The following is a 14,158-nucleotide window of genomic DNA, read 5'->3' as shown; positions in this document are numbered from 1 at the left end:
TTTCAGGCCGTAGCAGGCAGCAATTCGGCTACGCCGTACAGGCCTGCCAGGGCGGCCAGCCGCGCAGGCAAGCCGCGCACCGCAAACGAGCGGCCCAAGCTGAAGCTTTCTCGGCGGCATTCCAGCAGCACGGCCAGGGCCGACGAATCAAACCGGGCCAGCGCGGTCGCGTCCACCACCACCGCCGCGCCGCTCTGCGAGCGCAGGCTCTGCAGCAGCATGCGCAGCGAGGCCGTGGCCTGCGCGTGGGTCAGCTCAGCAGGCAGCACCAGCATGTCACTTCTTTGCGTTGGCTTGGTTGCGCGCGGTCAGGCTGGCGATCAGGCCGTCTACGCCCTTGGCGTTGATCTCGCTGGCGAACTGGCTGCGGTAGGTTTCCACCAGCCACACACCCAGCACGTTCAGGTTGAATATCTTCCAGCCCGCACCGTCGCCGGGGGTTTTCTCCAGCCGGTAGTCGAGCTGGACCGGGTCGCCACGGCCTTTGACTTCGGTACGCACCAGCACTTCTTTGTCTTCCGCCGCTGCGCGGAAGGGCTTCATGCTGATTTCCTGGTTGCTGGTGACCTGGGCCAAAGCGCCCGAATAGGTGCGCACCAACAAGGTCTTGAACTCGTCTTGCAGCTTCTTTTGCTGCTCGGGCGTGGCCTGGCGCCAGCCGGGGCCGACGGCCGAGGCGGTCATGCGCTGGAAGTTCACGTTGGGCATGATCTTGGTGTCCACCAAAACCATGATCTTGTTCACATTGCCCTGCTGCAGGGTCTTGTCGGCCTTGATAGTGTCCAGCACCTCGGTGGAGATGCGCTTGACCAGCGCGTCGGGCGCTTCGTCGGCGGCCAGGGCCCCCATCGACGTGACAGCGGCCACGGTAAACAGCAAACCGGCGGCCAACTGGCCCAATAAACGACGTTTCATACAAACTTTCTCGGCGGGAATCCCGCATTGCAATAATGGAAGTGCGCCCCCACAGGTTGACGCAAAGGCGGTGGTTACAAGTCCGCTTTGCACAGTGCTTACACAGTGGCTTGCGGACCTGGGTGCTTATTTGGGTGCGTCTGGCGCGGGCAGATCGGGTGGATTGCCGTCGTAAATCTCACTGCGGCGCACCTGCAGGTAGAAGTCGCGGGTGAAGCTGTATTTGTCCAGCGCGGCCTCGTCCAGCACCGCGCCGGCGCGCAGCAGGTTGGCACGGATGTCGATCAGGTTCAGGCCGGCCAGCCGATCGCGGTCACCCGAGTGCGGCACGGCGTTGAGCAGGCTGCCCTGCATGTCGACAGGCAACGCTGCCGTATCGCGGAAGGTGGACGGTCCAAACAAGGGCAGCACCAGGTACGGGCCCGACGGCACGCCCCACGCACCCAACGTCTGGCCAAAATCTTCCTTGTGGCGCTCCAACCCCATGTCGGTGGCCAGGTCAAAAATGCCCGCCACGCCAAACACGCTGTTGATGCTGAAACGCATCCAGCTTTCGGCAGCCGCGCGGCCCTTGAACTGCAAGACGTTGTTGGCCGTGCTCCAAACCTCGCCCAGGTTAGAGAAGAAATTGGTCACGCCCTGGCGCACCAGCGACGGGAAAACATAGGTGTAGGCCTTGGCCACGGGTTTGACCACGGCGTTGTCCACCACCTCGTTGAAGCCGAAAATCTGGCGGTTCATTGGCTCCAGCGGGTCGCGCGGGTTCGCCTGGGGGCCGGTGGCACAACCGGAAACAAGGGCAAAAATGCCGGTAGCGCAGGTAATGGTTGCGTATCTAGCTATATTTTTCATAGTGTTTAATGGAGCGGTCTCCATTGTCATTTTTTAGCTGGAGATGCAGCGGGGGTGTCCGGGCCATCGGCGGCCTTGCTGTATAAAAACTGGCTGATCAGGTTCTCTAGCACCACCGCCGACTGCGTGGCCGAAATCGTGTCGCCCGCCACCAGATTCTTCGCGTCGGCACCAGCTTCGATGCCCACATACTGCTCACCCAGCAGGCCGCTGGTCAGAATCTTCAGCGAACTGTCTTTGGGGAAAGCGTAGCGCGGGTCCATGGACAACGCCACCCGGGCCTGGAAGCTTTTGTCATCAAAAGTGATGCTGTCCACCCGGCCCACCACCACCCCGGCGCTCTTCACCGCTGCCTTGGGCTTGAGGCCACCGATATTGTCAAACTTGGCCGACACGCTATAGCCGGTCTGGAAGTTCAGCGACAGCAGATTGGCCGACTGCAGCGCCAGAAACAGCAGCGCTGCCGCCCCCAGCAGCACAAACAAACCCACCCAGACATCATTTTTAGAGCGTTGCATAAACCGTACCTTAGATTGTGAACATGGTGGCGGTCAGCAGGAAATCGAGCGCCAGCACCGCCAGCGAAGCCACCACCACCGTGCGCGTTGTCGCCCGCGACACGCCTTCGGGCGTGGGCTGGGCCTCATAGCCTTGCAGCAGGGCCACAAAACTCACCGTAAAACCAAACACGACGCTTTTGATGACCCCGTTGCCCACGTCGCGCCACACGTCCACGCCGCCCTGCATCTGGCTCCAGAACGCGCCCGAATCCACGCCGATCATCAGCACGCCGACCACCCAGCCGCCGACGATACCCACCGCACTGAACAGCGCCGCCAGCAAGGGCAAGGTGATCACACCGGCCCAAAAGCGCGGAGCCAGGATGCGCCGCACCGGGTCCACGGCCATCAACTCCATGGCGCTGAGCTGCTCGCCCGCCTTCATCAAACCGATACCCGCCGTGAGCGAGGTGCCCGCGCGCCCGGCAAACAGCAGGGCCGTGACCACCGGACCCAGCTCGCGCACCAGACTCAGGGCCACCAGCAGGCCCAAGGCCTCGCTGGAGCCGTAGCGTTGTAGCGTGTAGTAGCCCTGCAAGCCCAGCACAAAGCCGACGAACAGGCCCGACACGCTAATCAACGCCAGCGAATAATTGCCCAAGAAATGGATCTGGTCGCGCACCAGGCCAAAGCGCTTCAGCGTCGGCCCCAACAAGGCCACCAGGCGCACAAACAGGCGCGTAGCGTTGCCGATGTCGGCCAGCTTGCTACGCACCGCAAAGCCTACGTCGGACGGTTTGTACCAGGTCATCGCGGGGCTCCTGCCTGTGAAGCTACGCCAAAATCCTGCTCCACCGTGGGGCCGGGGTAATGGAAGCGCACCGGGCCATCGGGCAGCGCGTGGATGAACTGGTGCACCAGCGGGTCGGTGCTGTTGCGCACCTCGTCGGGTGTGCCCTGGGCGACGATTTTGCCGTTGGCCAAAATCACCACCTTGTCGGCAATATGGAAGGTTTCGTCCAGATCATGCGACACCACCACGCTGGTCAAGCCCATGGTGTCGTTCAGGTCGCGGATCAGCCGAGCCGCCGTGCCCAGTGAGATCGGGTCCAGCCCGGCAAAGGGTTCGTCGTACATCAGCAACTCGGGGTCCAGCGCCATGGCGCGAGCCAGGGCCACGCGCCGGGCCATGCCACCCGAGACTTCGCTAGGCATCAGGTCGCGTGCACCGCGCAGGCCCACCGCGCACAGCTTCATCAGCACGATGTCGCGCACCAGCGCCTCGGACAGATCGGTGTGCTCGCGCAGCGGAAACGCCACGTTGTCGAACACCGACATGTCGGTAAACAAAGCCCCAAACTGGAACAACATGCCCATGCGACGGCGCGCGGCGTACCAACCGGCCTGGTCGAACTGGGCAACATTCTGGCCGCCGAGCAGCAACTCGCCTTTTTGCGCTGTGATTTGCCCGCCAATCAGGCGCAGCACCGTGGTTTTTCCGCCCCCTGAAGCCCCCATCAGGGCCGTGACCTTGCCGCGCGGAATGCTCAGCGTAATGCCGTCCAGCACCGGACGATCTCCGTACCCGAAGGTGAGCTGGCGGATGTCAACAAGGTTGTCAGAAGCGGTGGAGGTCATAAAAAAACAAAAGCCGGAACACTTCCGGCTTTTGCATGATAAGGGATAGTCCCCATAGTCAGCCTGGCAGTGTCGCAAAATACAAACATACCTGGATGTATGTATTAGAGTTTCCACCCCATGCTATGGATTCAGGAGCTGCTTACGCAATCATCATATGCGCTAGCACCCTAAAACACATAAAACCACCGCAACGCCACCCCTTCCAGAACAGCGCAGAACCGGCTCCGCCGGGCTGCTGCTGTTGCCCCCTGCAAGGGGGTTGGCGAAAGAAGCGAAGCTCTGCAGCCTGGGGGTCTATCTAGGAAGGTCGCTGAAACCCATCAGGAATTCATCCACCGCCCGCGCGGCTTGGCGGCCTTCGCGGATCGCCCACACCACCAGGCTCTGGCCGCGGCGGATGTCGCCTGCGGCAAACACCTTGGGCACGTTGGTGGCGTAGCCGCCGCTGAACTCGGTGTGCGCCTTGGCGTTGCCACGGGCATCCTTGTCGATACCAAAGGCATCCAGCACATTGGCCACGGGGCTGACGAAGCCCATGGCCAGCAGCACCAGGTCGGCCTTCATGACGACTTCGGTGCCGGGGATTTCCACCAGCTTGCCGTCCTTGAACTCGACGCGCACCGTCTTCAGGCCGGTGACCTTGCCTTTTTCGCCGATGAACTCCTTGGTGGAGATGGCGAACTCGCGCTCGCAACCTTCGACGTGACTGGAGCTGGTGCGCAGCTTGATCGGCCAGTAGGGCCAGGTCATGGGGCGGTTTTCTTCCTCGGGGGGCTGGGGCATGACTTCGAACTGGGTCACGCTGACCGCGCCGTGGCGGTTGCTGGTGCCCACGCAGTCGCTGCCGGTATCGCCACCGCCAATCACGATGACGTTCTTGCCATCGGCGCGCAACTGGGCTTTGACCTTGTCGCCCGCATTGACCTTGTTTTGCTGGGGCAGGAATTCCATCGCGAAATGGATGCCATCCAGCTCGCGGCCGGGCACGGGCAGGTCGCGCGATTGCTCGGCACCGCCGGTGAGGACCACCGCGTCAAAGTCTTTTTGCAGCTGCTCGGGGGTGATGGTTTCCTTGGCCCAATTGGTGACCTTGGAGCCCTTGCCCAGCGGGTCTTTGGCCGCGCCGACCATCACGCCGGTGCGGAAGGTCACGCCCTCGGCCTGCATCTGTTCGACACGGCGGTCGATGTGGGTTTTTTCCATCTTGAAGTCGGGGATGCCGTAGCGCAGCAGGCCGCCGACACGGTCGTTCTTTTCGAACAGGGTCACGTCGTGGCCCACGCGCGCCAGTTGCTGGGCCGCCGCCATGCCTGCGGGGCCGGAGCCAACCACGGCCACTTTTTTGCCGGTCTTGTGCTTGGACACGCGGGGCTGGACCCAGCCCTCGTCCCAGGCGCGGTTAATGATGGCGTGCTCGATGGACTTGATGCCCACCGGCAGGTCGTTCACGTTCAGCGTGCAGGCCGCCTCGCAGGGTGCGGGGCAGATGCGGCCGGTGAACTCGGGGAAGTTGTTGGTGCTGTGCAGCACCTCGATGGCGTTCTGCCAGTCGCCGCGGTACACCAGATCGTTGAAGTCCGGAATGATGTTGTTGACCGGGCAACCGTTGTTGCAGAACGGAATGCCGCAGTCCATGCAGCGCGCGCCCTGGACTTTGGCCTGCGATTCGTCGAGGCCGACGACGAATTCTTTGTAGTGCTTAACGCGCTCGGCGGCGGGTTTGTAACCCTCTTCCAGCCGCCCGTATTCCATGAAGCCTGTGACTTTACCCATGATTGAATCCTGTATTTACGTGGAGACGGTGCGCTTACTTGGCAGGCACTGCTTCATTTTTAATAGCTGCCTGTGTAGACTCCGCCTGTGCTAGAGCCACTTTTCGCGCATGCATTTCACCTAGGGCACGTTGGTACTCCAGCGGGAACACCTTGACGAACTTGCCACGGGCCTCGGCCCAGGTGTCGAGCAGGTCACGGGCACGCTTGCTGCCGGTCCATCGGTTGTGGTCTTCCAGCAGCTTCTTGAGCTGGGCTTCGTCGGTCAGGCCGTTGTGCCATTGGTCGGCCACACCCAGGCCTTGTTGCTCGCCCGAGAGCAGCACGCGTTCCAGCGACACCATGGCCATGTTGCAGCGCTTGGAGAACTGGCCGTCTTCGTCATAGACATAGGCGATGCCGCCGCTCATGCCGGCCGCAAAGTTGCGCCCGGTTTTGCCCAGGATCAGTGCTGTGCCGCCGGTCATGTACTCGCAACCGTGATCGCCCGTGCCTTCCACCACCGTGGTGGCACCCGACAGACGCACCGCAAAGCGCTCCCCAGCCACGCCGCTGAAGAAGGATTCGCCGCTGGTCGCGCCGTACATCACCGTGTTGCCGACGATGGTGTTCTGCGTGGCCACGCCCCGGAAGTCGATGCTGGGACGCACCACGATACGGCCACCACTCAAGCCCTTGCCGGTGTAGTCATTCGCATCGCCAATCAGGTACAGCGTGATGCCGTTGGCCAGGAAAGCGCCAAACGACTGGCCGCCCGTGCCTTCGAGCTGGATGCGGATGGTGTCGTCGGGCAGACCTTCAGGGCGCACCTTGGTCAGCGCACCGGAGAGCATGGCCCCCAGCGAACGGTTGACGTTGCGCGCCACTTCCATGAACTTGACCTTCTCGCCGCGCAGGATAGCGGGCTGCGATTTCTCGATCAGCACGTTGTCCAGCGATTTTTCCAGGCCGTGCTCTTGGTTTTGCACGTGGTAGCGCGGCACGTCGGCAGGCACATTGGGCTGGGCGAACAGGCGGTTGAAGTCCAGGCCGCTGGCCTTCCAGTGGGCGATGCCTTTGCGGGTGTCGAGCAGGTCGGCGCGGCCAATCAGGTCGTCGAACTTGCGGATGCCCAGCTGGGCCATGATCTGGCGCACTTCTTCGGCAATGAAGAAGAAGAAGTTGACCACGTGTTCGGGCTTGCCCTGGAATTTCTTGCGCAAGACCGGGTCTTGCGTGGCCACACCCACGGGGCAGGTATTCAGGTGGCACTTGCGCATCATGATGCAGCCCTCGACCACCAGCGGGGCGGTGGCAAAGCCGAATTCATCCGCACCCAGCAGCGCGCCGATGGCGACGTCGCGGCCGGTCTTCATCTTGCCGTCGGCCTGCACCCGCACACGGCCGCGCAGGCGGTTCAGCACCAGGGTTTGCTGGGTTTCGGCCAGACCGATTTCCCACGGACCACCGGCATGCTTGATGGAGGACCAGGGCGATGCACCGGTGCCGCCGTCGTGCCCGGCGATCACGATGTGGTCGCTCTTGCACTTGGTCACGCCCGCAGCGATGGTGCCCACGCCCACTTCCGACACCAGCTTGGTACTGATGCTGGCATGCGGTGCCACGTTCTTCAGGTCGTGGATCAGCTGGGCCAGATCTTCGATCGAATAGATGTCGTGGTGCGGCGGGGGCGAAATCAAGCCTACGCCCGGCACCGAGTGGCGCAGCTTGCCGATGTACTCGGAGACCTTGCCACCGGGCAGTTGACCACCCTCACCCGGCTTGGCACCCTGGGCCATCTTGATCTGAATCTGGTCGCTGGAGACCAGGTATTCGGCGGTGACACCAAAGCGGCCCGAGGCCACCTGCTTGATGCGGCTGCGCAGCGAGTCGCCGTCTTGCAGCGGGTAGTTCACGGTTTCTACGACTTCAGGGCCAATGATCTCGCGCAGGGTTTGGCCTTGCTTGATCGGGATGCCCTTGAGTTCCTGGCGGTAGCGGTTGGAATCTTCACCGCCTTCGCCGGTGTTGCTCTTGCCGCCAATGCGGTTCATGGCCACGGCCAGGGTGGTGTGGGCTTCGGTGGAGATCGAGCCCATGGACATGGCGCCGGTGGCGAAGCGCTTGACGATTTCTTTCGCCGACTCGACTTCTTCCACCGGAATGGCCTTGGCCGGGTCGATCTTGAACTCGAACAGGCCGCGCAGGGTCATGTGGCGACGGCTTTGGTCGTTGATGAGCTGGGCGTATTCCTTGTAGGTGTTCCAGTTGTTGGCGCGGGTGCTGTGCTGCAGCTTGGCAATGGCATCCGGGGTCCACATATGCTCTTCACCGCGCACGCGCCAGGCGTATTCACCGCCTGCGTCGAGCATGGTGGCCAGCACCGGATCGTCGCCAAAGGCGGCCTTGTGCATGCGCAGGGCTTCTTCGGCAATCTCGAACACGCCAATGCCTTCCACGCGGCTGGAGGTGCCGGTGAAGTACTTGGACACGGTTTCCTGGTTCAGGCCAATCACCTCGAACAGCTGCGCACCGCAGTAGCTCATGTAGGTGGACACGCCCATCTTGGACATGATCTTCGACAGGCCCTTGCCGATGGCCTTGACGTAGTTGTAGATGGCTTTGTCGGGCGACAGCGCACCGGACAGGTCCTTGTGCAGGTCGGCCAGGGTTTCCATCGCCAGGTAGGGGTGGATGGCTTCGGCACCGTAGCCTGCCAGCACGCCAAAGTGGTGCACTTCGCGGGCGGTGCCGGTTTCCACCACCAGGCCGGTGGTGGTGCGCAGGCCCATGGTCACCAGGTGCTGGTGCAGGGCGCTGCTGGCCAGCAGGGCGGGAATGGCGATTTGCGTGGCGCTGACGTTGCGGTCGCTGACGATCAGGATGTTTTTACCGCCCTTGATCGCGTCCACGGCTTCGGCACACAGCGAGGCCAGCTTGGCTTCCACGCCCTCGCGACCCCAGGCGGCGGGGTAGGTGATGTCCAGCGTGTGGCTGCGGAACTTGCCATGCGTGTGGCGCTCGATGTCGCGCAGCTTGGCCATGTCGGCAAAGTCCAGAATTGGCTGCGCCACTTCCAGGCGCATCGGCGGGTTCACCTGGTTGATGTCCAGCAGATTCGGCTTGGGGCCGATGAAGGACACCAGCGACATGACGATGGCTTCGCGGATCGGGTCGATCGGCGGGTTCGTCACCTGGGCGAACATCTGGCGGAAGTAGTTGTACAGCGGCTTGTTCTTGTCGCTGAGCACGGCCAAGGGGCTGTCGTTGCCCATCGAGCCAATGCCCTCTTCCCCGGCCTGGGCCATGGGCGAGAGCAGGAACTTGATGTCTTCTTGCGTGTAGCCAAAGGCCTGCTGGCGGTCGAGCAAGGCGGTGCTGCTGACGGTGGCGGCGGCCGCGTCGGCGGGCACGCTGTCGAGCTTGATGCGCAGGTTGTCGATCCACTGCTTGTAGGGCTTGGTGTTGACGATGTTGGCCTTGAGCTCGTCGTCGTCGATCATGCGGCCTTGTTCCAGGTCGATCAGGAACATCTTGCCGGGCTGCAGACGCCATTTACGGACGATCTTGTTCTCGGGTACCGGCAGCACGCCGGACTCCGAGGCCATGATGACCAGGTCGTCGTCGGTGACGCAGTAGCGCGAGGGACGCAGGCCGTTGCGGTCCAGCGTGGCGCCGATCTGGCGGCCGTCAGTGAACACGATGGAGGCCGGGCCGTCCCAGGGTTCCATCATGGCGGCGTGGTATTCGTAGAAGGCGCGGCGGCGCTCGTCCATCTGCGTGTGCTGTTCCCACGGCTCGGGGATCATCATCATCACAGCCTGGCTGATGGGGTAGCCGGCCATGGTCAGCAGCTCAAGGCAGTTATCGAAGGTGGCGGTATCGGACTGGCCGGGGAAGCTGATCGGGTACAGCTTGCCAAGGTCGGCGGCCAGCACCGGACTGGCCATCACGCCTTCGCGGGCCTTCATCCAGTTGTAGTTGCCCTTGACGGTGTTGATTTCACCGTTGTGCGCCACATAGCGGTACGGGTGGGCCAGCGGCCACTCGGGGAAGGTGTTGGTAGAGAAGCGCTGGTGCACCAGGCCAATGGCCGAGACGCAACGCTCGTCGGACAAATCCTTGTAATACACGCCGACCTGGTCGGCCAGCAGCAAGCCCTTGTAGATGACCGTGCGGCTAGACATGCTGGGCACGTAATACTCTTTGCTGTGCTTGAGCTTCAGGTTCTGGATGTTGGCGCTGGCGGTCTTGCGGATCACGTACAGCTTGCGCTCCAGCGCGTCTTGCACGATGACATCGTCGCCGCGGCCAATGAAGATTTGCTTGAGCAGCGGCTCGGTCTTGCGCACCGTGGGCGACATGGGCATGTCTTTGTCCACCGGCACGTCACGCCAGCCGAGGAACACCTGGCCTTCGGCCTTGATGGCGCGCTCCATTTCCTGCTCGCAGGCCTGGCGGGAGGCGTGCTCTTTGGGTAGGAAGATCATGCCCACGCCGTATTCACCGGCGGCGGGCAGGGTCACACCCTGCTTGGCCATTTCTTCGCGGTAGAGCGCGTCGGGGATCTGGATCAGAATGCCCGCGCCATCGCCCATCAGCGGGTCGGCACCCACGGCACCCCGGTGGTCGATGTTCTCCAGGATTTTTAGCGCCTGGGTGACGATATCGTGGCGTTTTTCGCCTTTGATATGGGCTACAAAACCCAGACCGCAAGCGTCATGCTCGTTGCTGGAGGAATACAAACCGTGGTCTTTGAGATACTGGATCTCGGCAGCCGTTGTCATGGCGCTCTCCTAATAGTGTTTCGCGGGGGATCGAAGCATAAATCACAGCAACAACAATGCCAAGCAGAATAATAGGGGTCAGATTCTAATTAATTCTTGACTAAATTATCAAGTAATTAAATAGGGACACATCAAAAATAAGAGCTACTTGTGAAGACTGTATATACATAAAAATCACTTTTTACTCTGATTTTTTTTGCAAGAATGGGCGGCCTGCGGCGGCCTTGACCACCCGGCGCTCGGTGCGCTTTTGTAAATCCGCCACAAAACCCGCGTCGCCCAAAGCCCAGCCACTCAGAGCCGACTGGGTCAGTTGCTGCTGTTGCTCCGCGGTGATGCCTGCGTGCACCAATTTGGCGTAAGCCACCTCGCGTGCAAACGGCGTATTGCCCAGCGCCCACCACAGCGGGTGCGGCGTGACCAGTTTGTCGGCCCGTTGGCCAATGTGATGGCAATAGCTGGACCAGGCGTAGTCGCGCGGGTCGGCCACCATCCCGGCTCGCACCGGGTTCAGGTCGATGTAGGCCATGCAGGCCAGCAGGTAGCGGTCGGTTTGCACCAGGGTCGATTTGTAACGCCCCTCCCACAGGGTGCCGCTGCGGCCTTGCGCGTCATTGAAGTAGCGCACATAGCTGCGGCCCACCGCCTGCATCATTTGCGGCAGGCCCTCGGCCGTGGCGGGCGTAGCCAGCAGGTGGAAATGGTTGGGCATCAGCACATACCCATGGACTTGCACGCCAAACTTCTTGGCGTTTTCGGTCAGCAGGCCCAGCAGCAGCGCGTAGTCGCCCGGGCTGGCAAAGATGGGCTGGCGGTTGTTGCCACACTGGATCACGTGGTGGGGGTAGCCGGGGACGGTGAGTCGGGGGAGGCGAGCCATGTGCGCAATGGGAGAGTGGATACGCGATATTAATCGGGTTCTGACCCCTATTTTTCTTTACGCAACGTTACGGGGGCGATGTCACCCGGTGGAGCGTGCAGTGGGTTATGGGTAAGAGACATTTAACGATTCCACTTGGGAGACATCCATGGCTTTTCGCCCTACTACTGCCGCACTGGCAGCCCTTTTAGGCGCTGTTGCGCTGTCAGGCTGCGTAGTTGCACCGCCCCGCCAGCAGGTGGTGTACCGCACAGCACCCGCACCGCAGGTGCAAACCGAAATTATTTACGCCGATGTAGCACCGCCACCGCCGCAGGTGGAAGTAATTGGCGTGGCACCGGCAGGCTATTTCTGGCTGTCGGGTGCCTGGTTCTGGGAAGGCGGACGGCATGTGTGGCACCCCGGCCATTGGGAAGCGCACCGCCCTGGCTACCAGTGGACCCCCCACCAGTGGGTGCCTAGTGGCCATGGTTGGCAATTGCGCGGCGGCTTCTGGGCCCAGCACCGCTAGTGCGGCCTAGGCCCAGGGCGGACGGCCCGGGCAAACGCAAGGTCATGGCAACCAACGTGCGATGAGGGCCTGGGCAACCAGCACATCCTCGTCTTCGCTCAAGGCGCTGACCCCTACCGCACCCACGACCTCGCCATTGGCACGCAGGGGTAGTCCGCCGCCAAAGCCGGTAAAGCGCGGGTCGGACCAGTAGCCCATGCTGCGCCCGGAACTGCGGCTCCAGGCGCCCAGGTCCGCCGTAGCTTGGCGGTCACGCGCGGCGGTATAGGCCTTGTTCTGGGCCACCACACCGCTGTGCAGGCTGGCACCGTCCATGCGGACGAATGCCAGAAGCTCGCCGTGGCTGTCGCTGATGGCGATCGATACGGGCTGTTCCTTGATGGCCTGTTCGGCAACCGTCAGCTGAAGGGCGCGCAAGGCGTTTTCTGAGGTCAACATGGCGTGCTTTCAGGGAAGTTCGCGGCCCCGGGCGGCCTCATAGAGTTGGTACCACTCGCCCCGGCTGAGCGCCACCTGCGTGGCCTGCGCGCAGGCACGGATGCGTTGCGGGTCGGTGGTACCCACCACGGGCTGGATGCGCGCCGGGTGCCGCATCAGCCAGGCCAGCACAACCGCCTCGGCGGCCACGCCATGGACTTGCGCCAGTTGCTGCACGTACTCTGCCGCGCGACGCACGGCGGGTGGCGCATCGACAGGCGCGGCACCGCTGAACCAGCCTCGTGCCAAGGCCCCCCAGGCCTGCAGCTGCAGGCCGTGCTGCTGCGCATACTCCAAGGTGCCGTCCCACGCCAGATAGGATGCGCCTTGCGGGTCGTTGAAGCCGGTGGCAGCCTCCAGCCAGTCGCGCTTGAGCAGGCTCATCTCCAGCTGGTTCACCACCAACGGCTCGTCCAGCGCCTGCTGCAACCAGCCCATCTGCGCAGCATGCATGTTCGACACACCCAAAAAGCGCGCCTTGCCTGCGGCCTTGATCTGCTGCCAGGCCTGGGCCACTTCGGCGGGCTGCATGAGCGGGTCGGGACGGTGCAGAATCAGCACGTCCAGGTAGTCGGTCTCTAGCCTGCCCAGGATCGCGTCCACACTCTCCACAATATGCTGGGCCGACAGGTCGTAGCGCTTGGGTCCTTGCGCATCGGCAAACCGGATGCCGCATTTGGACTGCAGCAGCAGGCTTTGCCGCAGCGAAGGCTGGCGCTGGAACAGGCGGCCAAAACTCTCTTCGGCCTTGCCCAGCGTGTAGATGTTGGCGTGGTCAAACAGGGTGATGCCCGCTGCCAGCGCGGCTTCGGTGGCGGCCTGGGCCTTGTCCACGTCGGATTCAGACAGTGGCCGCGCATCCCAGCCGCCGCCCAGGCCCATGCAGCCCAGCACCAGCGGGCTGGCCTGCGGCAAAAAGCGCTGCAAAGGCACGGCGGGGATAGGGATGGTGGCAGCAGGCATACTCGGGTACCTCGATAAAAATATGGAATTCGCATAATAGTACGAATTTCAAAACAATTGTACTGTCACTTTCCCTATGTCCGATACAACTGAGTCCACCCTGTTCTCCGACCGCCTGCGTACATTGATTGGCCGCGAGTCCGTATCGGCGTTCTCGCGGCGTGTGGGCATCAGCGAGGCCATGGTGCGCAAATACCTGGCGGGCAGCGAGCCCACGCTGTCGCGCGCGAACCAGATTGCGCGCAGCGCCAATTGCTCGCTGGAATGGCTGGCTACGGGCCAGGGTTACCAGTACCGCCAGGCCGAGGTGGTGGATATGGCCGCTGTGGAACTGGCCCTGGCCTTGGCGCTTGAACAGCTGGACACGGCCGAAGTGCAGCTATCGAACGAAAAAGCGCTGAAGCTGCTGATCGCGGTGTACCAGTACCTGCGCGCCACCAAGCGCGCGGACGGCAGCTTTGATGCGGTGGCCGCGCGCGATTTCTCACGCTATTTGATGGGGCTCTGTAGTTAGCAGACCATCACACCGATGCGTCGGGCAACTTGAAACGCGTCGCCAGCAGGGCCGACAGGCCAAACTCGGCCAGCAGGGCCGTCAGGCGTTCGGCCGCAGCGCGCTTCTTGTGGCCGGTGTGCTGGGCGATGATCAGCTCGTTTTTCATGCTGTGTTCCCAGCCGACCAGCTCGGTCACGGTGACCTGGTAGCCCCAGGCTTCCAGGTACAGGCAGCGCAGCACATTGGTGATCTGGCTGCCCATTTCGCGGGTGTGCAGCGGGTGCCGCCAGAGTTCGGACAGCGGGGTTTTGCTGCCGTTCAAGGCCTTGTTCTGGCGCAGGCAGGCCGCCACCTCGGCCTGGCAGCAGGGTACCAGCACCATGGC

The 14,158-nt window shown here is 62.6% G+C and carries 13 protein-coding genes and 1 pseudogene; 2 read left to right on the top strand and 12 right to left on the bottom strand.

Annotation, left to right across the window (positions count from 1 at the left end; all coding sequences use genetic code 11):
- Positions 1 to 2: 2 nt before the first annotated feature.
- The 9 genes from Q0T48_RS21745 to Q0T48_RS21705 form a co-directional block, all read right to left on the bottom strand.
- On the bottom strand, positions 3 to 275 hold the full coding sequence (locus Q0T48_RS21745; RefSeq protein WP_295961106.1) for an STAS domain-containing protein: 273 nt from the start codon (positions 273 to 275) through the stop codon (positions 3 to 5).
- A gap of 1 nt (position 276) precedes the next feature.
- Positions 277 to 915, bottom strand: coding sequence for a phospholipid-binding protein MlaC (locus Q0T48_RS21740; RefSeq protein WP_295961103.1), 639 nt, complete (start codon positions 913 to 915; stop codon positions 277 to 279).
- A 126-nt stretch (positions 916 to 1,041) separates the two neighbouring features.
- Positions 1,042 to 1,767: a VacJ family lipoprotein gene (locus Q0T48_RS21735; protein ID WP_295961100.1), complete on the bottom strand. Its 726-nt coding sequence runs from the start codon at positions 1,765 to 1,767 to the stop codon at positions 1,042 to 1,044.
- Positions 1,768 to 1,793: 26 nt separating this feature from the next.
- Entirely contained in the window at positions 1,794 to 2,285 is a 492-nt protein-coding gene (gene mlaD, locus Q0T48_RS21730) for an outer membrane lipid asymmetry maintenance protein MlaD (protein ID WP_295961098.1), read from the bottom strand.
- A 10-nt stretch (positions 2,286 to 2,295) separates the two neighbouring features.
- Positions 2,296 to 3,078, bottom strand: coding sequence for a lipid asymmetry maintenance ABC transporter permease subunit MlaE (mlaE, locus tag Q0T48_RS21725; RefSeq protein ID WP_295961097.1), 783 nt, complete (start codon positions 3,076 to 3,078; stop codon positions 2,296 to 2,298).
- Positions 3,075 to 3,905 carry an ABC transporter ATP-binding protein gene (locus Q0T48_RS21720; protein WP_295961094.1) on the bottom strand — a complete coding sequence of 277 codons (831 nt, stop codon included), beginning with the start codon at positions 3,903 to 3,905 and terminating at the stop codon, positions 3,075 to 3,077. The genes mlaE and Q0T48_RS21720 overlap by 4 nt, the downstream gene beginning before the upstream one ends.
- A gap of 297 nt (positions 3,906 to 4,202) precedes the next feature.
- The gene (locus Q0T48_RS21715; RefSeq protein WP_295961090.1) at positions 4,203 to 5,681 is read right to left on the bottom strand and encodes a glutamate synthase subunit beta; all 1,479 of its coding nucleotides are present in this window, start codon (positions 5,679 to 5,681) and stop codon (positions 4,203 to 4,205) included.
- A gap of 34 nt (positions 5,682 to 5,715) precedes the next feature.
- Complete coding sequence (locus Q0T48_RS21710) at positions 5,716 to 10,446, bottom strand: glutamate synthase-related protein (protein ID WP_295961086.1); 4,731 nt, start codon at positions 10,444 to 10,446, stop codon at positions 5,716 to 5,718.
- Between the two features lie 181 nt (positions 10,447 to 10,627).
- Positions 10,628 to 11,326, bottom strand: a complete 699-nt coding sequence (locus Q0T48_RS21705) for a transposase (RefSeq protein ID WP_295961083.1) — start codon at positions 11,324 to 11,326, stop codon at positions 10,628 to 10,630.
- Between the two features lie 148 nt (positions 11,327 to 11,474).
- Here Q0T48_RS21705 and Q0T48_RS21700 point away from each other — a divergent pair, with 148 nt between their 5' ends.
- Positions 11,475 to 11,837 carry a hypothetical protein gene (locus tag Q0T48_RS21700; RefSeq protein ID WP_295961079.1) on the top strand — a complete coding sequence of 121 codons (363 nt, stop codon included), beginning with the start codon at positions 11,475 to 11,477 and terminating at the stop codon, positions 11,835 to 11,837.
- A gap of 42 nt (positions 11,838 to 11,879) precedes the next feature.
- Here the strand turns inward: Q0T48_RS21700 and Q0T48_RS21695 are convergent, their stop codons facing one another.
- On the bottom strand, positions 11,880 to 12,275 hold the full coding sequence (locus Q0T48_RS21695; protein WP_295961077.1) for a heme-binding protein: 396 nt from the start codon (positions 12,273 to 12,275) through the stop codon (positions 11,880 to 11,882).
- Positions 12,276 to 12,284: 9 nt separating this feature from the next.
- Positions 12,285 to 13,277 carry an aldo/keto reductase family oxidoreductase gene (locus Q0T48_RS21690; protein ID WP_295961074.1) on the bottom strand — a complete coding sequence of 331 codons (993 nt, stop codon included), beginning with the start codon at positions 13,275 to 13,277 and terminating at the stop codon, positions 12,285 to 12,287.
- 76 nt (positions 13,278 to 13,353) lie between these two features.
- On the opposite strand from Q0T48_RS21690, the gene Q0T48_RS21685 reads away from it, so the two are divergent.
- Positions 13,354 to 13,791, top strand: a complete 438-nt coding sequence (locus Q0T48_RS21685) for a helix-turn-helix transcriptional regulator (protein ID WP_295961071.1) — start codon at positions 13,354 to 13,356, stop codon at positions 13,789 to 13,791.
- A 7-nt stretch (positions 13,792 to 13,798) separates the two neighbouring features.
- On the opposite strand, the pseudogene Q0T48_RS21680 reads toward Q0T48_RS21685, so the two are convergent.
- Positions 13,799 to 14,158: pseudogene (locus tag Q0T48_RS21680) on the bottom strand (SAM-dependent methyltransferase); the annotation flags it as partial.

Origin of the sequence: Rhodoferax sp. (assembly GCF_025354435.1) — a bacterium.
GTDB lineage: Bacteria > Pseudomonadota > Gammaproteobacteria > Burkholderiales > Burkholderiaceae_C > Rhodoferax_B.
The sequence above is the reverse complement of the archived record's forward strand: the minus strand, read 5'-3'. Positions and strand labels throughout refer to the sequence as shown.